This window comes from Parasphingorhabdus sp. (assembly GCF_039968395.1).
GTDB lineage: Bacteria > Pseudomonadota > Alphaproteobacteria > Sphingomonadales > Sphingomonadaceae > Parasphingorhabdus.
The window spans coordinates 140,574-162,309 of record NZ_JBDVPV010000001.1; the positions used below are offsets into that span (position 1 = coordinate 140,574).

Annotated in this window: 22 protein-coding genes; 6 read left to right on the top strand and 16 right to left on the bottom strand. The window is 52.5% G+C overall.

Going from position 1 to position 21,736, the window contains the following annotated elements:
- A complete protein-coding gene (locus ABJI30_RS00655) occupies positions 1–903 on the top strand; it encodes a VOC family protein (RefSeq protein WP_348014967.1) in 903 nt (300 codons plus the stop codon).
- Here ABJI30_RS00655 and ABJI30_RS00660 read toward each other — a convergent pair.
- The 12 genes from ABJI30_RS00660 to ABJI30_RS00715 form a co-directional block, all read right to left on the bottom strand.
- Entirely contained in the window at positions 900–1,409 is a 510-nt protein-coding gene (locus ABJI30_RS00660) for a DUF4440 domain-containing protein (protein ID WP_348014968.1), read from the bottom strand. The two genes, ABJI30_RS00655 and ABJI30_RS00660, sit on opposite strands and share 4 nt — an antisense overlap.
- Positions 1,406–2,026, bottom strand: coding sequence for a carboxymuconolactone decarboxylase family protein (locus ABJI30_RS00665; RefSeq protein ID WP_348014969.1), 621 nt, complete (start codon positions 2,024–2,026; stop codon positions 1,406–1,408). The genes ABJI30_RS00660 and ABJI30_RS00665 overlap by 4 nt, the downstream gene beginning before the upstream one ends.
- Positions 2,027–2,036: 10 nt before the next feature.
- A complete protein-coding gene (locus ABJI30_RS00670; protein ID WP_348014970.1) occupies positions 2,037–3,008 on the bottom strand; it encodes a quinone oxidoreductase in 972 nt (323 codons plus the stop codon).
- Positions 3,009–3,019: 11 nt separating this feature from the next.
- Positions 3,020–4,033, bottom strand: coding sequence for a VOC family protein (locus tag ABJI30_RS00675; protein ID WP_348014971.1), 1,014 nt, complete (start codon positions 4,031–4,033; stop codon positions 3,020–3,022).
- Positions 4,030–4,341, bottom strand: a complete 312-nt coding sequence (locus tag ABJI30_RS00680; protein ID WP_348014972.1) for a YciI family protein — start codon at positions 4,339–4,341, stop codon at positions 4,030–4,032. The genes ABJI30_RS00675 and ABJI30_RS00680 overlap by 4 nt, the downstream gene beginning before the upstream one ends.
- On the bottom strand, positions 4,338–5,144 hold the full coding sequence (locus ABJI30_RS00685; protein ID WP_348014973.1) for an alpha/beta hydrolase: 807 nt from the start codon (positions 5,142–5,144) through the stop codon (positions 4,338–4,340). The genes ABJI30_RS00680 and ABJI30_RS00685 overlap by 4 nt, the downstream gene beginning before the upstream one ends.
- Positions 5,141–6,487, bottom strand: a complete 1,347-nt coding sequence (locus tag ABJI30_RS00690) for an MFS transporter (protein ID WP_348014974.1) — start codon at positions 6,485–6,487, stop codon at positions 5,141–5,143. Before ABJI30_RS00690 ends, ABJI30_RS00685 begins: the two co-directional genes overlap by 4 nt.
- Complete coding sequence (locus ABJI30_RS00695) at positions 6,487–6,939, bottom strand: VOC family protein (RefSeq protein ID WP_348014975.1); 453 nt, start codon at positions 6,937–6,939, stop codon at positions 6,487–6,489. Before ABJI30_RS00695 ends, ABJI30_RS00690 begins: the two co-directional genes overlap by 1 nt.
- A gap of 22 nt (positions 6,940–6,961) precedes the next feature.
- Positions 6,962–8,056, bottom strand: coding sequence for an NADP-dependent oxidoreductase (locus ABJI30_RS00700; RefSeq protein WP_348014976.1), 1,095 nt, complete (start codon positions 8,054–8,056; stop codon positions 6,962–6,964).
- Complete coding sequence (locus ABJI30_RS00705) at positions 8,056–8,529, bottom strand: VOC family protein (RefSeq protein WP_348014977.1); 474 nt, start codon at positions 8,527–8,529, stop codon at positions 8,056–8,058. Before ABJI30_RS00705 ends, ABJI30_RS00700 begins: the two co-directional genes overlap by 1 nt.
- Positions 8,522–8,827: a DUF1330 domain-containing protein gene (locus tag ABJI30_RS00710; RefSeq protein WP_348014978.1), complete on the bottom strand. Its 306-nt coding sequence runs from the start codon at positions 8,825–8,827 to the stop codon at positions 8,522–8,524. Before ABJI30_RS00710 ends, ABJI30_RS00705 begins: the two co-directional genes overlap by 8 nt.
- 98 nt (positions 8,828–8,925) lie before the next feature.
- Positions 8,926–9,864, bottom strand: coding sequence for an alpha/beta hydrolase (locus ABJI30_RS00715; RefSeq protein WP_348014979.1), 939 nt, complete (start codon positions 9,862–9,864; stop codon positions 8,926–8,928).
- Between the two features lie 168 nt (positions 9,865–10,032).
- Between ABJI30_RS00715 and ABJI30_RS00720 the strand changes: the two genes are divergently transcribed.
- Positions 10,033–11,172, top strand: a complete 1,140-nt coding sequence (locus tag ABJI30_RS00720) for a nitrilase-related carbon-nitrogen hydrolase (RefSeq protein WP_348014980.1) — start codon at positions 10,033–10,035, stop codon at positions 11,170–11,172.
- Positions 11,173–11,178: 6 nt separating this feature from the next.
- Here the strand turns inward: ABJI30_RS00720 and ABJI30_RS00725 are convergent, their stop codons facing one another.
- Positions 11,179–12,591, bottom strand: a complete 1,413-nt coding sequence (locus tag ABJI30_RS00725; protein WP_348014981.1) for an NAD(P)/FAD-dependent oxidoreductase — start codon at positions 12,589–12,591, stop codon at positions 11,179–11,181.
- Positions 12,592–12,666: 75 nt separating this feature from the next.
- On the opposite strand from ABJI30_RS00725, the gene ABJI30_RS00730 reads away from it, so the two are divergent.
- The gene (locus ABJI30_RS00730) at positions 12,667–13,413 is read left to right on the top strand and encodes a hypothetical protein (protein WP_348014982.1); all 747 of its coding nucleotides are present in this window, start codon (positions 12,667–12,669) and stop codon (positions 13,411–13,413) included.
- 14 nt (positions 13,414–13,427) lie between these two features.
- On the opposite strand, the gene ABJI30_RS00735 is transcribed toward ABJI30_RS00730, so the two are convergent.
- The gene (locus ABJI30_RS00735) at positions 13,428–14,237 is read right to left on the bottom strand and encodes a hypothetical protein (RefSeq protein ID WP_348014983.1); all 810 of its coding nucleotides are present in this window, start codon (positions 14,235–14,237) and stop codon (positions 13,428–13,430) included.
- A gap of 257 nt (positions 14,238–14,494) precedes the next feature.
- Here ABJI30_RS00735 and ABJI30_RS00740 point away from each other — a divergent pair, with 257 nt between their 5' ends.
- Positions 14,495–17,005: a hypothetical protein gene (locus ABJI30_RS00740; RefSeq protein WP_348014984.1), complete on the top strand. Its 2,511-nt coding sequence runs from the start codon at positions 14,495–14,497 to the stop codon at positions 17,003–17,005.
- Between the two features lie 18 nt (positions 17,006–17,023).
- Here ABJI30_RS00740 and ABJI30_RS00745 read toward each other — a convergent pair whose 3' ends face one another.
- Positions 17,024–18,043 (bottom strand): site-specific integrase, encoded by a 1,020-nt coding sequence (locus tag ABJI30_RS00745; protein ID WP_348025345.1) that lies wholly within the window; start codon positions 18,041–18,043, stop codon positions 17,024–17,026.
- A 102-nt stretch (positions 18,044–18,145) separates the two neighbouring features.
- On the opposite strand from ABJI30_RS00745, the gene ABJI30_RS00750 reads away from it, so the two are divergent.
- Positions 18,146–18,436, top strand: coding sequence for a helix-turn-helix transcriptional regulator (locus ABJI30_RS00750; protein WP_348014986.1), 291 nt, complete (start codon positions 18,146–18,148; stop codon positions 18,434–18,436).
- 42 nt (positions 18,437–18,478) lie between these two features.
- Here the strand turns inward: ABJI30_RS00750 and ABJI30_RS00755 are convergent, their stop codons facing one another.
- Positions 18,479–19,747 (bottom strand): hypothetical protein, encoded by a 1,269-nt coding sequence (locus ABJI30_RS00755; RefSeq protein ID WP_348014987.1) that lies wholly within the window; start codon positions 19,745–19,747, stop codon positions 18,479–18,481.
- 167 nt (positions 19,748–19,914) lie between these two features.
- Between ABJI30_RS00755 and ABJI30_RS00760 the strand changes: the two genes are divergently transcribed.
- Entirely contained in the window at positions 19,915–21,579 is a 1,665-nt protein-coding gene (locus ABJI30_RS00760) for a hypothetical protein (RefSeq protein WP_348014988.1), read from the top strand.
- Positions 21,580–21,736: the final 157 nt, after the last annotated feature.

The following is a 21,736-nucleotide window of genomic DNA, read 5'->3' on the forward strand; positions in this document are numbered from 1 at the left end:
ATGACACACGCACTGCAACATGGATCCATTCTGGGCGGTGTCGCCGCCGTCCCCAACCTCGCAGCGGCCGTGCGCGATTATCGCGATGTGCTTGGCATGACATTGCTAGAACAGGGCAGCCTGTCTGATGAATTGGCGGCGAGCTGGGATTGTTCAAAAAGTGCAGGCGCGGCCATGGCTGTGCTGCAACCAGCTAGCGGCGCAGACTGTTTTATTCGACTGGTCGAACAACCGGATCATTCCGATTTCAAACCAACCACCACTTATGGCTGGGCCGCCTATGAGTTGACCGTTCAGGATGTCTTTGGATGGCCGGACCGTCTCAAGGGGTCTGGATTTGATGTTGTCGGCCCGCCCAAAGAGCTCGAAGGCCTGCCCTTTTTTGTACCAATGCAGGTTCTGGGGACGGGTCGGGAAATGGTCTATCTCAATGAAGTGCGGGAAAATACGCCGTCATCAGATCTGCCCAAGGCGCGCAGTCTGACGGACCATATGTTCATCGTGATATTGGCGACACCGGACCGGGTGACTACCGTGGACTGGTATCGGGACAGACTGCACCTGACGGTTGGTGATACCTACACGCTGGAATATAGTATGATCAACGACGCGTTCGGGAAACCGGCAGGGACAGTGTCCGATCTGACGATGGTCCAAAATGACCGGCTGCCGATTGTCGAAGTTGATGACTATCCGGCGGAAGCCAAAGTGCGCGCACGGCATGCCGGAATGTTGCCGCCGGGCAATGCGCTGGTGTCGCTGGCGGTGGAAAGTTTGGATGTGATTGCACTGGACTGGATTTCACCACCGACCGCGCGAGATTCAGCGCCCTATAACGGAAGGCGTTCAGCAACTGCCTGGGGGCCGGCGGGTGAATTGCTGGAACTGATTGAAATCGGTTAGCCGGAAGGGCGGTCTGTCGCCTGCACATCTGGCGCCTGATTGTCCATATCGCGCCATAAGCGCCACTGGCCGGTCGCACTTTTCTTGTAGACAAGAAAAGATCGTCCCATCACGTCAATCACTTTGCCATTGGCCAGCGTGAGGGTCATCCAGTATTTCGCCGTGAGATAGGCCCGTTTGCCGTCGATGGTGATGTCTTCATTGGCGAAGTCGATGGTGACCTGATTGCCGGCGGCCTTGTTGCGGCCGAGGAAGGAAAGGATAGCGTCAACACCGACATGCGGTTCCGAACCGTGCGACATAAGCACAGCGTCGGGCTCGTACATCGCGCGCAGGCTCTCGGTATCACCCAGCTCGAACAGACGCTTCCAGTCGCGGCCCCATTGCTCGATCTGCCGGGTATCGCTGGCCGTCGTGGCGGCGTGATGATCGGCCAGCGCCGGCCCCGAACTGCCGATTGTGGCAGCAACCAGCGTGATAGCCACGGTAAAACGTCCAGCCTTCATATTCCTTCTCCTGACCATCGACTGGCCTTGTGTTTGCCCGCTTCCCAGTCTTTCCCGCGCAAGTTGGATTCAGCAAAATCGAGGGGAGCGGCTTCCAGCGTGGTGGCGAGCGTATCGTTCCAGCGGTTGAGAAAACCAAACAGGCTGATAACGCCCATGATTTCCATGATCGCCTGTTTTGGGAAATGCTCTTCCAGCTGCGTAAAATGATCATCCGTTGCCGCATTGGGTTGTTGCCCGGCGGCCAGCGCCAGATCAAGGGCTGCTCGCTCGGCATCGCTGAACAGGGGACTCGTTTGATATTCCCAGACAGCGGCAACCTTGTCGGCATCCGCTCCCGCCATTTTGACCGCACCATGGGCTGTATGCGCCTGACAATAGCGACATCCCGATGCACCGCTGATGATCGTCGCAATCATCCGCTTCAATGTGGGATCAAGAGCGCCCGGCTTGTAGATGACCGCGACGAGCGTTTGCATCGCACCGAGCAGTTCCGGCCAATGGGCCATGGTCAGAACATCATTGGGCGTGAATCCCATGAGATCCTGAGCATAGGCCAGGCTGTCCCTGGTTTCCTGCGGCAGTTCTTCAACGGTCAGAGGGGTGATGCGGGTCATGAAATCCCTTTCAGGGTTGTAAGATGGTTGCCCCGATGGTCTTGCGGTTTTCGAGATCGATATGCGCCTGTGCTGCATTCTCGAGTGCGTAGCGCTGGCCAATGCTCACCTTGACGACGCCGCTTTGAACCATCTCGAACAGCTTGCCCATGCCAGCTGCGCTGTCTTCGGGCGTGGCATAATAGTCGAACAGCGTAGGACGAGTGACGAAAAGTGATCCTTTGCCGGCCAGAGTTCCCAGACCGACGCCGGTCACCGGTGCGTCGGCATTGCCAAAGCTGATGATCAGTCCGCGCTGTGCACAGCTATCCAGCGAGCTTTCCCAGGTCGCCATGCCGATACCATCAAAGACCACACGAACACCCTTGCCACCGGTGATTTCTTTCACACGCTTCGCGGTATCTTCGGTCTGATAAAATATAACATCATCTGCACCCGCCGCTTTGGCCTTGGCTGCTTTTTCCTCTGTGCTGACTGTCCCGATGACATGCGCGCCGATATGCTTGAGCCACTGGACGAGCAGCAAGCCGGTGCCACCCGCTGCCGCATGAACCAGCACGGGCCAGCCTTTTTCGACCTTGCCGCAACGCTCTGCCAGAAACTCGGCCGTGCAGCCCTTGACCATGATCGCCGCAGCGGTTTCGTCGTCAATGTCATCGGGCAGGGGAACCAGCGCGGACTCCGGCAGCACGCGCTCGGTGGCATAAGCCCCCATGACGCCGAACGTAGCGACACGATCTCCGGGTTTGACACGGGTGACACCCTCGCCAACCGCCTCGACAACCGCAGCCCCCTCAATGCCGAGCCCGCTGGGCAGCTCCAGCGGATAGAGTCCGGTGCGATGATAGGTATCGATATAGTTCAGGCCGACCGCCGTCATCCGGACATGGGCCTCGCCTGGTCCTGGCGCCGGCAGTTCGACATCAATCCACTTGATGACCTCCGGCTCCCCAAATTCGGTAATCTGCGCGGCACGGGCCATGGGTTTGTTCCTTATTCAGAAAGTTCGTAAAACTCGGTCAGATTGCCATCCGGATCGCGAACGGCAAAAATATCGACAAGGCCAATCGAACCAATCGCAACCTTGTCCGCAGCATATTCCACCTTTACGCCGCGCGCTTCAAGCTGTTTGCGGTAACCCCTAAGACTTTCGACAGGATAGCGAACCGACAATATGCCGAAATTGGGAGGACCGGCAGCCTTGCTGGCGTCCAGTCCTTCAAAGCCTTCAATCTGCATGACTTCGACACGCCCGATCTCGCCCGGCTGAGGTTGCAGAGCAGCTGCGGATCGCTTGATTTTGGGCGTATAGTTTAGCGGAATTCCGAAATTGGACGGGGTTGGTTTTTCGCTTTCGTTGGCGGAATCAAACAGGAGCTGAAAACCAAGCTTCTCCTCGTAAAATTCCCGCGCTATCGGTTTGTTGCGGACCATCCGCATACTGTTAAATGCCTGACTGACCGGGCCTACCGGAAAGGCCGTAAAATCCGGACTGATCCGCTCGTAGACCGCCAGATTAACCCCGTGCGGCCCGGTAAGCACAACATTGCGCAGGTCAGACGTGCCGAATTGAAAACGAATGGGCGGGCTTTCGGCCCACCAGCCAAGCTTCAACGCATTTTCATACAGCTGCGGGACATTGTCAGAACGCACCATGACCGAGAAAATTCCGCCGGTATCCCAAGCCCTGAGCGCTGCCCGGATCGGCTTTTGTTCTCCGGCACCCTGAAATTTCACAAACCGGATGCAGCCAATTCTGGCTTTGGGGGCGCAGATGAGCTGAAAGCGGCCGGACGCTGTTTCCGGTAGTTTCCAGTAGCGCAGTTCAGCGGCATCAACTGTGTCTTCGCGGACGACCCGCCATCCACCCAGATCACGAAACAGTCTTGAAGATGCGTCCAGGTCATCGACGCTGATAACGGTTTCGGTCCAGGGCAGGACTTTTTGCGCGGACGCCGTGCTCGCAATGCCAGCGCAAATCGCACCCAGTACAAGCCAGGGCTTCACCAGATTTTTCCGCCGATCCAGTCCCCGGCGGCGGGCATGAATTCGTTGATTCTGATTTCGGCCCAGATGTCGGCGCCATAATAGGGATCTGCTTCGAGCTGGCGGCGGGCATCCGCAGCATCCGTTGCTTTGACAATCAACAGCGATCCGATGGTTTCGCCCGCTTCATTTTTCATCGGACCCGCGATCAGATAATTGTCCAGCGTTTTTTCAACATGGGCCAGATGTGCCGGGCTGGCATCGCCGCGCTGTTGTCCGGTGCCGGGCTTGTCTGTGCAGTAAATCGCAAATGGGATTCTGTCGCTCATGATGGGTCCTCGCTCAGGAATTGAATGATCTCGGATGCGATGGTCTCCGCCGCTTCATCCAGCACCGCACGATTGATGTCCAGTCGCTCGACCAGTTTTGCCGGCGGCATGTTCTGGCCAGCCCATCGGGTGGCGTCCAGCAGCTCTGATTGGGTGGCCAACGCCAGAGTAGGATGCTGAACCTGCGGCAATCGGCCATAAACATCGTATGTAAATGCAGCATGGAAGGCGCAATGCATGTGGCGTCCCGGTCGCAACTGTTCGGTAAACATTTCAAAACTGCGATCCGGCCCCTGACTGTCAATTCGATTGGTTATTCCGCGCTTCCATGGTTTTTCCAGACAGTTCATCTCGGGCGTAATATCAAAGGGCTGGGCCGCCATCGCATGATATCTGGCGCTGGTTTCTGCATCAAAAGCCGGGATGTCGACCAAAGCCAGCTGCCCAACTTTGTCCGGAGCCATCAAAGCCATTTCTGCCGCCACCAGCGTGCCGGTATGAAATCCCATCAGATCGACCGGCCGGTCATCGGAGATATCTGCAATCACCGCAAACATCGCTTCGCCATATTCCGCAATCACAGGGTCTGCCTTGAACGGGTCCGACCCGCCAAAACCGGGATAGTCAGGGGCAATGACCCGACGATCTTTGGCGAGATGAGGCATGATGCCGGTAAAGGCGATGCCGCTATAGGGTCCGGGGTGCAGGCAATAGAGGTCGGGATGTGATGCCGGGCGGTCTGGCTCGGCTACCCGCCAGTGCAATTGTCCAAACGGGCCGTCGCTATAACCTTTACGGATCATTCTGAAGCATCTCCCAACCGAATCATTTGCTCGCGATAGAGGCGGCGCGTGAGCGGCATCATGACAAGTGGTATTATAGCGAAAATGACCGGTACACTGGCGACAGCATAGCGCAAATTCTCTTCACCAAACAGGCCGCTGGACAATTCGCCTACGGCAATCGGCCCCAGCGAACCGAACCAGCTGATTGCGAGATAATAGATGGCGACAACCTGACCGCGAACCTGCGCCGGCGTGATCACCAGCAAAGATGTGACACCAATGGCGGAAACGATTCCGATGCCCACGGTATTGATGCACAATATGGCGAAGGCAAGTTCGGCGCTCGGCATCAGCAGCGGCAGGGTTCCGGTGGGGACCATGATGAAAAAGCCGATATAAAGCAGCCGCAGGGACGCATCCATGACACCCTTGTTCGTCCACCAGTCCGAGATAGTGCCGATGATCAGCATGTTGAGCGGCCCGATGATCAGGATCGCAATGCCGTTGATCGTCGCGTATTTCTCTGGCGACCAACCCCATGTCCGTTCAAATACCGGCGCCAGAAATCCCTGACTGTAAGCTATGGCGGTCATGGTGCAGATGATCAGGACAAAGCCGCTATAGAGTGTCCGGTTACGCCAGATATATTTGAGTGCATCCATAAAGCCACTGCCGCCGATGACTTCGCTCGAGGCGGTGGCTGGACGGCGGGCCGGTTCCTTCATGCACAGGAAGAAGACTGCAAAGACAATGCCCGGCAATCCCACCAGTATCAGGGTGAACCGCCAGGGTTCCAGCTCGCCGAAAAATGGCAGGGATTGCGTCCCGCTGGATGCGGTCCAGGCTATGATCGCGGCGCTGAGAAGCGATGCTATGCCGGCACCGATCGGAAGCGCAGAGGAATAAAAGGCAATGGGTTTGCCGCGTTTTTCGGTCGGAAAACTGTCGCCAATCATTGAAAATGTGGCGGGGCTCAACGTGGCCTCGCCGACTCCGACACCCATGCGCGCGGCGAAGAGCTGGCCGAAATTCTTGGCCATGCCTGTGGCTACGGTTGCGGCCGACCACAAGGCCACACCGATGGAGACAATCCAGATGCGCTTGCCGCGGTCAATCATCCAGCCCATGAAAATACCGACAAAGCCATAAACCAGTGTGAAGGCGCTGAGCAGCCAGCCAATCTGGCGATCGGACAGGTCAAATTCCGCCTTGATCGGTTCAATCAACAGCCCGAGGATGTAGCGGTCTACAAAGCTGAAAATATATGCCAGCGTCAGCATAACGACAAGAAACCAGCCCGCGGTCGCACTGGGATATGGTTTGGGTTCGGAAGCAGCCGCCGCTGCTGGAGCATCAGCCATTATGTCGCGTCCGGAATGAGGTAAATGACGATCAGATTATCGTCGAAATCGACAATGCCGATCTCCCGGCCGATCCGTCCGTCATGGGTTTCCAGCCGGCCTTCTTCATAGACATGCAGGCCCAGCGCACGGGAATCGGCCATGACTTTGTCGGGGTCGGCGACATCCAGAACAATGGCTCCGCGGCGGGGGTAGGGCACTGGCGGCATCGGAACGTTGGCGATTTCGGACAATGCCATCACCCGCGGCTGGTTCGGTAGCGACAGGATTGCAAAACCCAGCTCCGCTCCGTCAGGGATTTCGAACACGGGTATCGAGTAGCTGTCGGGATTATGCCCCTTGCGATAGGTCACTTCAAAACCGAGCACGCCTTCATAAAAAGTCAGCGCGCGATCCAGGTCGCTGACGACAAAATTTCCGCGCTGAAAACGTGTCTGCTGTTTCTTGATCATCGCGATTCTCTCCAAAAAATCCCTAGTTCCATTCGTTCGGCTCGCCCCTTACGGAGCAACACTGGATGCCGACATTGCGACCATAATATAAGTTCGCAAGCGCACGCGGCATGTGCTGAAAACCATCCTCAATATCCTGAACCGGCTTCAACTTGCCATCATGGATCCAGCCCGCCAGATCATCCATCACCGCTTCCCAGCGATTGACATGATTATAGACAAAAAAGCCCTGCATCCGTGTTTCGGTTGCACGGAGCCGGGTATAGTTGGACAGCTTGAACGGCTCGTCGCGGGTATACTCGCTGATCGAGCCACACAGTACCACGCGGCTGTTGAGCCGCAAGCGTTCGAGGCATGCCTCCAGCGTTTCTCCGCCGACATTGTCAAAATAAAGATCAATACCATCGGGACGCAACGCATCGAGCCGCTCCTCAACATTCTCGACCTTATAGTCAATTGCCTGCGAACAGCCGTGTTTCAAGATGAAGTCGCATTTGTCTGTCCCGCCCGCCATGCCGACAACATCACAGCCAGAGACATTGGCGGCCATCTGGCTGACCATTGAACCGACCCCTCCGGCAGCGCCGGAAAGAACCATAAGATCGCCCTCCCGAGGATCGCCGCAGGCAAACAGGCCGGCATGTGCGGACAGTCCGGTCATGCCAAGGACACCGGACCCAAGGGCGGCCGGCAAGCCGTTGGGCGGCATGCGATAGAATTTTTCCTGCGGAGTCATTCGGGAAACCTTATAGGTCTGCCAACCCATTTGCCCCTGCACCATCTCGCCTTCACGCCAGTCAGGATGCCGGGATTTGACCACCTGTGCCACACCGCGCCCATGAATGACATCGCCAGGCTCAAGCACGCGTTCGCCAGCCGCGCCCGTCCCCTGCATGTAAAAACGCATAACCGGTGCCAGGCCGAGATAGTGGGTTTTCAACAGCACCTCACCATCATCCGGTTCGGGAATATCGGTAACAGCCCATTCAAAATCAGCAGGCACGACATTGCCGACCGGCCTCGAGGCAACGCGCCATTGAAAATTGGCATTGTCATCGATGCGCTTGTCTGACGCCAGCGCGTCAAATTCAGTCAGGCCCGACGGGGACCCGGACATTAATCGTGCACCTTCACGACCTGATTCACTTCGTAAAAATAGCCATCCAGATCCCAGAACGAGCAACCGATCATGTCTTTCTGCTTGCCGTCCGCACCGGTGACAGTCCAGTCACGCGGTTCACTGTGGATCGTGGATCCCAAAGCGCGTGCCCGTTCGAGAGCTCCGGTGGCATCTTCCGACGCGACAACAAAGACGGGTGTTCCAAAGGCTATCTCGGTCGGCAGTTCCGCCGGTGCATCCTGTTTGGGGTCGATCCATTCCAGCAAACCGATCATGCCAATCATGTCATGTTCGCATTTGAGGATGATCAATCGGGTCTGGTCGCCCTTTTTGCCTGCGGCCAGCTGGGTGCCTGACAATGTGAACGGCGTATCCATCCAAGCGGTCATGCCGAATACCTGTTCGTACCAGTTTTTGGCCTTGTCGCCATCGCGGACCATGATGGTCGTGCGCTTGATAATATCAGCCATTGATTTTTGCTCCCTCGATCAAAAGGACCTGACAATCAGCAATCCCTTCGCGTAATTTTTTGACATCCTGATATTCCGGACTGTCCCAGAAGGCGCGTGCTGCTGCCTTGTCCGGCCATTCGGAGATAACCATTGATGCTCCGTCGCCAAAATTGCCTTCAAGCAGATCAGCTCCCGGACCGCGCAGCACATATTTGCCGCCCATTTTTTCGACGAGTGCGCCGGCAGCCGCGCCATATCCTGCGATGAAGGCATCGCGATCCTTGATGCTGGCAGTCACCACCATATAAGCTGGCATGAACGATTCCCTTTCCTAAGTTGTCCGGACAAATTACGCACAAGCCGGAATATTGCAATCTCTATTTTGACGAGGTCGGACAATGGGTGTCCTGGCGCCTATTCGTCGAGAAAAGCGCGCACGACGTCTGCCAGTTTTTCCGTGTGCAGATCGAATCCACCCAGCGTGATTTCCGGGATGTGCACCAGTTCCGACTTTTTGAGATATGCCCGGGCGGCCTCGGTTTCTTCCTTCAAACTGCCGGCATTTGTGATCAGCAACACGGGTTGGCTTATTTTTGCGAGCCGCTGTTCGGTGGGATAGGTGAAAACGGCATGATAGGCTTCCCAGCAATGCGGATAGCATTGCATCGAGTCATTGAAATGTTCCTGACCACGCTCGAGGCTGAGGCCAACATTTGTCGCACCGGTTGAGAATTTCCATTTCGGAATCAGATGAGATCCATCAACCTCGATGGCATCTGCTTTTACATTTTCCTCATAAGCTGCCTTTCGTGCGTCTCCGATGTAAAATGGCAGGCCGGGTAAGCCGATGCGGCGCACCAGACCGGGCCGGATGATGGCCAGTTCCGCAGCGATCAGACCCCCTGTGTGGTAGCCCAGAACATCGATTTTCCGAACCTTCTCTCCGGCAATATCAAGCGTGTCGAGAACCGCAGATGCTGATGCAGCATAGTCACCAATTGTTGGGAGGGTGGTGGGTCGATCGGAGTCGCCATAACCCGGCGTGTCGATCGCGATGACAATCCTGTCCTTCGCCATGGCTTGCATGAAGGCGGTGAAATAGTCGCTCGAATAAGGCGTGGGATGAAACAGAACCAGCGGCGGACGTGCACTGGTTTCCGCTGGGGTTTCCGCTGGGGTTTCCGCTGGTTTGGCGATCCGGACATGCACCTGGCCAAATGGCCCGGTCACGAAATCCCGCTTGATCAAGACAGTGTTTTCACTCGCGGCTTCTTGCGCCAGAGAGATCTGGCATGCCGGCAGGATCGCCATGATTGCAGCCATGGTCCGGATCAAAAATCTCGAAAGTGTCATGCATCAGCTCCGATCAAATGTTCAGACGCTGCATGACATGAATCTCCAGAATGTCAAAATTTGTCCAGACAAATTATGACTTGAGAAAAGTGTAATGACAGGTCACTATCCGACCCGATGGCCGTGCGGATGAATTTTTGGTTCCCGGTCGAACATGGGAGAAACAGGATGAAACCAGGTCAGATGATTTTGCCAGTCGCCATAGCTGCGATTGCCTTTGGTGCCGGTTTGGTGTGGAATATGGATGGCCGTGCCGAAGCGGAAGATGGAACGCCAAAAGACTTTCCTGTACTGGTACAACCCGATGGCAGCTATCCGGTCAAACCGCTGGAAAAGGATAAGGTGGTCCTGAAGGTACTCCAGACGACGGTCGATTCCCTGTCTGATTTTCCAACCGTCGAAGAAGGGCTGGAACATAATCTCAAGCATATGGAAGAGATGGCAGCCAAGGCCTGTTCGACGGGCAAGAAACCCGATTTTCTTCTCTATCACGAATTTCCGCTAACCGGCTATTCGGGCGGCACGCGCACGGAGAAGCTGAAATATACGGTCAAGATTCCCGGGCCTGAAACCGAGCGACTGGGAAAGATCGCGAAAGATTGCGACACGTATCTGGTGTTTGGCACCTATGCCACTGACGACGACTGGCCAGGCCATATTTTAAGCATCAACGCCGTGATCGGACGTGATGGCGAGCTGGCGAAGGCTTTCTGGAAATCACGCAATATCAAGCGCATCTATCCGGATCGTGAAATCACCACGACAACAATCGAAGCGGTGCGTGACAAATATCGCGCCATGTACGGTCCCGAAGAAGAGTTTCCCGTGCTGCAAACCGAATATGGCAATATTGCAGTGAGCACTGTTCAGATGGATCCGTTCATCTTTGCCGCATTCGCGATGCGCGGAACCGAAATCATGATTCGCACAGCCACTCTTTTTGCGGAGGAAGACGTGACATCGATGGCCCGGATCAACAATTTCTATTCGACCATGACCAATATCGCCTTTCCGCCAACCGACAAATACAAGGCGGGAGAATCCATCATCGTCGGCCCGAAAGGGGAGATTCTCGCCAAGGACCCAAGTCTCGATCAGGATGGTATTATCGAAGCAGAGATTCCGATCGCGAAATTTCGCGAGGGGCGCAAAATACCAAATTATGCGCTGGATATGGTGAAGCCGGTTCTGGAGCAATATGTGCAGGAATTCCCGCTGAACCATCTCGATATCCCGCGCGAAGATCTGCCGGAAACCGGTGAAGCAATGAAGGAATTGATGGAAGGCGTCAGCCGGTTCAACAACTAGGGCACGCTAGAGCTGCCCGAGCACGCGTGCAGCGGCGCGTTCACCGGTCTCCAGTGCACCTTCCATACCGGAACTTTCCTGCGACAGATGTTCGCCGGCAAAATGCAGACGTTCACCCTGATATAGGGCAGCTGCAGCCAGATCAGACCCCTGACCGGTCCCGATATGATGGTACATGCCGCGCGCGAACCGCTGCTTTTGCCAGCTGAACATGCGCAGGAAAGTCAGTTTCCCCCTGGCCGATGGTCGTGCCTGTTCGATCTTTGAAACTATTGCCCGTCCGGCCGCCGCGTCATCCATCCGGTCGACTTGCGCGGCGCTCGCACCATTGATCCAGACCTTGATCATGGCCGGATTGTCCCCGAGTACAAACACTCGGCCCAGCAAGGGATCATCACTCCAGATGGTTTCCGGCAAACCGTCATTTTTCCAAAACGGCTCGCTCGCCGAGATATAGGCAAAACTGCCCTTGGTATATGGTAGGGCGGATGCCGCATTGCGCAGTTCCCGGGGCAGGTTGGCTTCGATCCGCATCTCGCGGACAACCGAGAATGGCGCAGTACAGATGACATGACGCGCACCATATTTCGGGCCGCTTTTCAGACCCAACTCGACCCCGTCCCCTTCGTCCTGGATGATCTGCACTTCGCTGTTCAGCATGATCTCGCTCCGCAATGCATTTCCCATGGCATCGGTCATGCGCTGCGATCCGCCGCGGATATATTGGGTTGGTCCGCTGCCCGCCCTGAAAACAGCAAGGCTGCGGATCATGTGGAGCGCAGATTGTTCGGACAGGCTGTTGCCATTGAAATTGGCCTCCATCAGCCGCAAAGCTTCAACCGATGCGCCCTGCCGAGTGAGAAAATCGCGCAATGAAACATCATGCCGCCAGGCATCCGGTTGCATCCAGTCCGTAACCTTGGCCAGTTTTGGCAGGGCATTCAGATAGGAGAAGAACAATCGGTCCGGCGGGGTCGCCTTGTCTTTACCGCCAAGCAGGTTCTGTTCTGCTTCGGGCCATTGCGTTGCTGTCAAAGATGCTCCGCCGATATTGTAGAGCGAACCTCGGCCGGATGGCGACGGAACATAGCGTTCAACCCCCAGCCGGTCCGCAATCGCATGAAAGCGTTTGTAGCTCCCGCCAATCTGGATACCACCCGCATCCTGTCCGCCGGGCAGATTGTCGAGGGTGTAGAGCCGCCCGCCAATCCGGTCATTTCCTTCCAGCAAGATCACTTTATATCCGGCTTGCTCGATTATGCTGGCGGCATGAAGACCGGACAGCCCCGCGCCGATGACAATCACATCGGCAGTGGTTTTGCTCCATGTCCGGCGCGGAGCGGCACAGGCGATGAGAGATGCGCTCATGCCTCCGACAAAGGCACGGCGCGTGATACGGTTTGATATAATGTTGTTCATGCGTCTATGTTGACAGATACGCCCCGGTCGAGGCAAGATAAATTTGTCCGGACAAGTTATATAAGGTGGTTCGCAATGCTTAGATATCTCGTCATTCTGATTGCACTATCGGGTATGCAGCCGGTGTTCGCAGAAGAACTTGATGGAGCCCGGATCCTGGCTATGGCCCGCGAAGCTGCTGGCGGTGATGGCTGGGCCAACGCCAGATCCCTGACCTTGTCCGGTACGGCAACATTCTATGGCTCTGACAGCCACAAGCCGCGCGTGATCGCAACCGATTATCGGATGTGGCGAATATTCGATCCTGATCGGGATGTTGCACATGGCGCCGATGGAAAAGTTCGGATCATTGCAAAGAGCACCGAAAAAACACTTTTCGAAGTCGGATTTGACGGCGAGACGACCTGGACCGAGAGAGGTATCACCCCCAAGGCAGAGGCCGACAAATTCTGGGCCAGCAACTTTGGTTTTGGAATTATCCGCCAGGCCGGCAAGCCGGGCTTTGTCGCGACGCGTCTGCCCGATGACAGCATCGCCGGACACGCGCTTTACATGGTTGAGCTGACCGATCCGAAAGGCGGCAAAACACTGTTCGGCATTGATCAGAAAGGCGGCATGATCCGGAAAATGGGTTTCCGGACCCCGCGCGGCTGGCATGTGCGGACATATGATGATTTTGTCACGCTCAGCAATCCGCGCTGGTTGCAGGCCCGGCATGTCACGCTCTATTATGACGGACGCAAATCAAATGAAGTGTTCTGGAAAAACACCAAGGTCAATTCAGAGATTGATGCTGCGGTTTTTACACCGCCAGCCCAATAAAATCAGCCGCAATCCTATCCGCGAAAATTCGTCGGCGTGACTTCGGATGAACGCTCCGCGCCCTGGATTGTACAACTGGCCTGCATCCAGCGCAGATTCAATCCGACCCGGCTGGCATTGATATCGGCCCAGCTGTAGCTGACCGCGCGGTCGGGATCATCGGGCTTGTGAACGTACAGCACCATGCTTGGGCGGTTGGTACTTGGCGGCGGCCAGTGCACCGCGCGCATCCGCAATATCACCCCTTCCGCGCCGCTGTCGCCGCCGCCGATCAGGACACGGCCACCCTGATCATGGAGAGTGAGCTTCTGGGCAAATAGCCAGTCGGTGCTGCCGTCTTCCTTCTTCGCTGTTTTGGGCACAGCCCCCCAACATTCCACGGTCCGGGCGCGCTTCAATATGGTTTCTGTGCCATCGGCCATGCGCAAGGTGATGCCATCTGCGTTTACGCCGATAATCTGCCAGGATTGCTGGCACAGTTTCCGGTTCTGGATCGCACTGTAACTCCAGCCGGTTGCGGTCCTGTCAAAATTTCGCGAGCAATTACCGACCGTGATGATATCGCGATCCGATCCGTGGGAGACTGTGACGTCCTGCTGCTCAGAAGTGGCCGAACCAAAGGCATCGACCTGATGGACAATCATCTTGTCATCACGTTTTTCAATCCGCAGCGAAATCCATGGCGGCGGCGTCCGGCCCGCATCTTTCTCGAAATAATTCTGCTCTTCGTTGGAAAAGGTACCAGTCAGAAGAGTGTCGAGCGCGCGGCCTTCTTCATGATGGGCGACCATGGCGAGCGCCGAAAGCGTGACGGTAGAAAACATGAGATATCCTCGCAAATAATTTGTCCGGACAACACTAGCGATCTGGCCCGTAAAGGCAATGGCGCACCCGAGAGGATTCGAACCTCTGGCCTCTGCCTTCGGAGAAATCTAACATTGGCGGAAGTTTAACGAAAATCAAGGATTGAGTATTCCCACTAGGGTTCAATTACTGACTTTTGGGATGGATAACTGCCACGAAACTAACACAATGAACTTTTCGATTGCGTTAAATATAGATTCGTTCCAAATTCAAGTAGATGGATGCAATCGAGAGCCTCTATATTTGGTCTGATTTGAGTGCCCAATGGTTTTCCATTTTATTTTGTTTCTTTGTCGCATGGGTTGTTTCTATAGATGCAGTGGCATTGACATTCTGTCAGCAAAACGACTTTAGAGTTCGATTTCGAGGAGAGAATGACGAAACGCGCAATGTTTTTGGCGCGGGCATGCGGCATGCATTTTGGCACGCCTTCCTGTTTTTTTCCTACATGGCATTGATAGAGCTATTCTCTTGGACCACGTTTCTGTTTGCCTATCTTTTTTCGGGTGCCTTCAATGCTTTGATGGAATGCCTGTCGGCCTTGGCCCCTTTTTTTGAGTTGTTCAAGATTGAGGACTTTGACGATTTCATGAGAGCATTTCGCAGAACATTCAATACTGCGATCGGCGTGGGAACGATTATTCTTGTCTGGTTGACTTACCGCGAAAAAGTTATCGAAAACCATAAACTAAAGCTTGAAGACGGAATATCATTTGGTCGCCGAAAGGACATAGAAGGATTGTTCCGAGCGTTACGCTGCCTGCCGTTCATAAGAAGGTTTGCGGATCACGCTCTCGCATTAACCGTTGCTATTGATATGTTGGCTGTAACTGCTGTAATCCGGGTTAAGTTTGCTTGGGTTTCTGACGCCGCAGAGGGCGAGGGATGGCATTTTAGTTTTTGGAATATTCCATCTTGGCCTGGACACATTGCAGATTTTTTCACCTTCATTTTTATCCTTACTATCGTGGTATTCTTCTTTACAGCGATCAGCGGTATTATCGTTTGGGGCATGCAAGCGATTAAGACTAAGGTTCCTCCCAACGGGACACGGCTTAGCGAACGTGCAGGTATATTTTGCCTGACTGCTTTGAGTAAACTTAAACCGTATTTTCTCTTTGTGCTTCGTGCTTTTGAGCCGTTTCTAATTTTTGTTATACTGGGAACGACCATTTCACACATGTTCGTAGGCCCATTACATACCGGAGCAATCAATTGGCCGCTAAGCGATCAAATTCTGATTGTATTAGGGTTCGGAGTTCTCTTGACCGCTTGTTTGGTCTTTACGGTTAGGCCTAGCGCGATGTGGAAAGCGGTCAAAGATGGCAAAACCGTTACGATCAGAGATCACCCTCAATTTGACGGTTTGAAGCTGGGTGAACAATGGGTGATTTTCCGAGCTTTTTTTTCCACAATCCCATGGAGACCTCTGGCCAAGTCGATCATAGTTTCGTTCTGCCTATTATTGCTCATCTTCATGGTTGGCTATGTTCAGAACGATGCTAGGCAAAGTCTAGCAAATTTCAGTCTCAACGCAGCCGTGGTCGTTGGCGGGATAAGCATACTCTGTTTGGTTTCTCCCGAAAATTGGTTCCAACAAGAACGATTGATCAAAAGCGTATCGTCATCACAACTGCACATTGGCAAAGCCTTTTGTTCAAGATTGCATTTGGGATTTATCCTCAGTGCTACAACTGTTCTTGGTTATCTTCAGATCATTTTTGCTGGTAATGCTTCGGCAGCATATTCGTCAATTGATCCGGTGGTCGGAGCTTTAATCCTACCCATTTTTTTGTTTGAATGCGCCTTCTTGTTCCTTGTTTTGCGTTCTATCCGTGCTTCGATAGGTGGAACTCCTTATATTATAACAGCTTCCGAGTTTTGGACGGCAATTTTGGCTGCAATATTTTTGGCACAGTTGGGCGTCAGGCACGCGCCAAATCTCTCAGCCATCAACGAACATATACAGATGCAAAATTTCCTCTTTCCTTCCATCCTTATGGGCCTCGGCATTGCGATTGATGTGGCAATCGCCACCGTTGCACGTTTTAGAGACAACACAATGACGTTCAAGAGTTGGACGTTGCCAGTAGCACTTACACATATATTGCTCCCGGCGTTTGGCTACTATGGATGGTGGTTCTTGGGTCAGCAATTCGAGGGGCTTGGGCTAATCTTAGGACTATTGGCGTTCGCGATGATCGCCGTATTCGTTTACGAAGCAATATGTGAGTGGATAGGTGCTAAGCCAATCGTTTCGTTGGAGCCTCTTACCAACTGGATATTCCGAAATGCAGACCAACAATCACGTGGACGATTTGTTATGATCATGGCTGTATCCATGGATGCCCTTTGGTCCGGCCCCGCAAAGGCGGCGCAAGCCGCTAGTGGCCAATGGTCTCCTTTTGAGGTGTTCGTCTCGTTCTTCATCGCAGGTGTAGTAGTGGCAGTTGTTGCACAAGTTTCACTTCTGGCCGCATTTGCTCTGAGGAGGTCGTCGTTTAGTAACAACCATCATCTCGCCATATACCTAGTGGGAGGTAAATATTTTGAAGCTACGATCCTTTTTGCTTTTGGTCTGCTCTCACTTTGGAATGCATTCGCACTTTGGGTCGGTTTGGGCACTCTGGCGGATTGCATCATAGCATCTGGTGGATTGATGCTCATAGTTTGGTGGGTGTTTCGCAGACGGCTCATGCGAGAACAGGTAAAAGAACTTCAGACATAGCTATCGCTTCAATTGGAACTAAAATTGTCGCCCCTCAAGCGCTTGCTTTGCGTTGGTAAGAAAGTCAGGGTGATGATGCGCGTATAATTCTACGGTCCGCTCGTTGCTTTGTCCCAACCAACCGCCAATCTCAAAAAGCGAAACGCCTTGTTGGGCCAACCAAGTTCCGCAGGTATGACGAAGTGTGTGAGGCGTAACTTCAAATACTTCTGCTTTTATGCAGGCGCTCGCGAAGCTATGCTTCACATCATCGATCTTCTTGCCATCGCGATGGATAACATAGTCAAGATCAGACCCCCGGTAACGCGCCCGTTTCAAATGCCCTAACAGCTTGTTTGGGATGGGTATCTTGGCACGCCTCTTGTTACTCTGTCGTTCACCGGGAGGTAGGAAATCAATAAGGCCATTTTCCAAATCAATCTGTGGCCATCGCAGCGACAGGATCGCACTCTTCCGAGCGCCGGTGTAAAGACCCATTAAGATGAAGAGAGGTAGATAAAGTCTTACGGGTCCTGATGCCGTTCTGGCAGCGTTGAGCAGCATTGCGGCCTCACGGCGGGTCAACCACCTATCCTTGCCAGGTGTCTTTGGTGGGAGCAGCACTGGCGGGACATAAATAAGCCTGCCTTCGCTATGAGCGAAATTCAATGCAGCCCTTAGAACACCGAGTTCTCGGCGCATGGTGCCATGGGATTTTGCACGTTCCCGCATGTAGGCTCCACATGTCTGCTTGGAGATTTCAGCAACGGTGTTGCTTTCCCAAAAATCGATCAACGCCTCGCTTGCATAGGCGATGCGGTCAGGCGATTTTGTTTCTGGAGCGTGAAGCTCAGCATAAAGAGCAAGCGCGTCAGAAATCAGATACTGGGACGGATCGGCTGGACCGTTGGGTTGTTCTCGGATTTGGCGTTCTCGGATGAAGTCCGCGATGATGACTTGAGCCTCCTGAAGGTCGCTCGAGCCTGTGCTGCGCTTCTTGCGTTTACTAGCAGGGCAAAACAGATCACCAACAAAATTACTCCACCTAACGCAAACCATAGACAGCCGTTTGATTTCTTCTTTTGCTTCGCTTCATTTTGTTGATCCACATTCATTCTCTCACAAATAACCCATTATGGGATAACCCAAAATAGGATTTATGTGAAGCGCCAACTTCGGAAAGTTGGAGCCGCAATGCCTCGATCTATGTTCTCAAAAGACTATGCAATTTTGATCCAGCTGATGGCGGACATCAGGAAAGAGATGGGAAAAACACAGGTCGATGTCTCGACAGCTCTCGGAAAGCCTCAATCATTCATTTCTAAGATTGAAAATGGCGAACGGAGGATGGATTTGATTGAGATGATCGCGATAGCCGATGCTATCGGAATGAACTCTCAACAGATTTTGAAACGTTTAGAAAATGAAATCCAACGGCCAGTAGAAATTTAACTCAATCGTCCAGGATATCCAACTGCAGCTTTGCAAAAGTCGTCAAAATCGCTGTAATGTACTTGCATCCAATGCTTGTTGTAAGTTTGCCTTGAGTGTTGCATCCCTAGATTTATCAAAACTTGCCTTTAGGTTAGACCTTGTTTGTTCAGACATCGGGCTAAGCAGTTTAGATTTGTTGATCCCAACTGCGACACCTAGTTGCGTCCTGTAAGTTTCGTCGGACAAATTTTCAGTGAACTTATCGAGCTGTTCGGGATTTTCTGTCTCAGAGATATATTTTGCCAATCTTACTCGAGCATCTCTTCTTTTTGCCGTATCTTCAGAGTTAAGATCCACCTTGATTCTTTGGAAATAGTCGGCCAATAATTGCTCATCAGCAGCCGGTGAAAGGCTATATATCCTCTCTTTGGCCAGCGTGAAGTCTTCCACGGGACGGATCACATTGGCTGGATAGTGCTTGGCCACTAGCGCTTTGTCGAGTTCCGAAATTGAAACGCTTCTCCGGTTTATGTAGCACTTATTTTGTTTTCCATCTTTCAATACTTGCCACGGTATCTGATAAGACATGATCGAGTTCCTCAAATCCTCCTCACCCGATACTGCCCCTGGCCATTCACTTATTGCCAATGCTAGGTTCCTCTTTGTTTTGGTTTCACTCCAACCCGATCTTTGGCGAAAGAAATCATAAACGTTGTTCGGTCCGGTCTTGATAACCTCATCCCAGCAGTTTAGCTTCGCGCTTTGATGTTCATGTAACAAACCTAGTGCATGACCAAACTCGTGAATGATCGAGCTTTTTCTTCTTTCGTCAGCACGCAAGACTACATTATCGATTGTGAAACCACTGAACGGACTAAAGGTTGAATCGTAATGTTGAAAGTTCATGGATGGCTGCCGGCTGGTTGCCTTCGTCACGGCGTCTTTACCTACAAGAGACCAACGACCAGGAGCCGAAAAACCTATCCTAATGGCAGAAAATCCAAACTTTGGATCGAAACAATCGTATCTTGCTCCTTTGGGACCAAAATCGAACTCAATATTGGCATGTTCAGTCCATTGGGACGCTACAGCCGCAATCAGTTCATGCACTGGAGCCCCTCCCCCAAAAAAGCAAATTTGCAACCGCTGGCCGGGCAACCAAAACGTTTCAGGCAAATAGAGTTGCTGCAAAGATTGGGGATTTTCTAAATCTCCAGCATTTTGCATGTACAAGTAATGTTCGGGTAACCCTTCCATGGCATCCGGTTCTTGAGCTCGGGCCATTTGGATCGAAAAGATGAGTAAAATGATGAAAGATATAGTTTTCATTTGCCCCCCCCGGACGCTGACACATATGCGATGCTAAAATACGCAGAATTTTGACTAAATTATTGAAAGACTAGCCCAAAATGGGTCTATTTCGGCATCATCAGTTGCGCTCGCACGTTGCTTACACCACTATTTGGCCTGTGAAATAGTTATCGGGGGGAAATTTGATGGTTAGGTTAAAAGGAATTGCGGCAACTCTGTTGATGCCCATTGTTCTGGGAGCATGTACAACAACCTTAGGAATTTCCAAAGATACCAAGACCACTGATCGAACGAAATATTTGGCGGGGGACGCTTATAGTCTTCCTGTTTTGCAATATGAGATGACGATAAATCGCACTTTAACTCAATGCGAGCAAGGTGCCGGTGCCAACAAAACTGATAATGTTAAGTTTTCAGTGAAGGTGGATGCAAAATCGAATTTTCTGCAGGGTGAAACCTATCGGGTGGACACACGGCGATTGTCAGCCCCCACTAAGATCACAACGCTTACTCTCGAGCATTTTGAAAATGGAAACCTAAAGTCAATCAACGCGTCAGCTCAAGACAAAACTGGAGAGATTGTAGGTAACACGGTGAAAATCGGATTGGGACTGGTCGCATTGGCCGCCGGTGTGCCCCCGGTTTCTCTCATTGCTGCGGCTGATCCTGATGGAGCCAATAAAAAAACTGAATGGAAAAAAATGTCATGTACCACGCAGGCCAAGGCTGCACTAGCAACTGTAGCGACGAAAACGGGAATCCTGAAAAGAGCGAATGCAGAAATCAAAAAAACTAACAAAGAGATTTTACTTTATACCAATCAAGCTAGCAAAGGTCAGTTAAGCGATAGTGACAAAGCTGCTTTGTTAGTGCTCCTGAAGCGATTGGACTCAGAGACAGTTGCACAAACCAGTGCCTCAAAAGCTGTTAAAACGGCACTAAGCAAGATATCGGTTGAGACTAAAATACTCTGGCCGAACAGCAATTCAGATACGTTATCTGGGGACAATCAGCTGACGCTGGAAGATCAAAAAAAGCTAATGAAACTCTTAACAGCGGTTCCGGGCTCGCGTGACAAATCGGAATCATGCCCATTCGACGTTCTCACAGTTGATAAAGATAAGATTCGTGTACCGGCATCGGTTCAAGCTGATAGTGCCCAAACGAAACTGAAAGAATGTTTAGTTAGGGATTTGGATTTGAAATATGCGATTGAAAGATTGTTTGATAAAGGGGCAGAGACAGTTGATGGTAAATCGGTTGAGGAAGTTAGCGGCGGGCCCGGCGGTATTTTGATAAGACCTCCTGAACAGGGAAGGTTGATAGTCTGCCAAACTCATGATGGCACGTGTGATAGTACAACTTCCAAAAAGCTCGTAAAGTACACAAGTCCGCCAGAATTTATACCTCAACTTGGTCAACTCAGGCTGTTACCATTTGAGAACGGACCATTTGAAAATAGCGCAATTACGGTTCTGTTAAGGGAGAATGGTTTGGTTGAAAAGACCGAGTACAAAGCTATCAATGCTTCTGCATTGGATGCTACCACCGCAGCACTAACGGTGGTTGACGAACTGACAAAGCTATCTCAAGCAAAAACTGCCCAAGACAAGGCCGATGAAGCTGATCGTCTAAGTAGAATTGAAGCGGCAGAAAAGGCTGAAAATGAAAGACTGAAGAGGGAGTTGGAGAACCTCAAAAATATCAAAGAGTATGCAGACGAGAACAGTCCCGATGAACCCGAGAAACCGACCGCCCATGAAGCAGAGTTGGCATTGTTTGACGAACAGATTGCCAAGAAAGAGAGAAAGCTGCGTCTGAAGGAATTAGATGCAGCATTGGTCAATTGAGCATTGATGGAGAATTGAATTGCGATCTTTCGGAACAGTTAAAATGCTTCTTGGAGTTTATTACAGCCAATCCACTCCATTTTTTCTATGCCTATAGATCGACTGACGGGGAACAAACCTTTGTAAAAGATTCCTCGAGCAAACCTTCTGCTGCTGA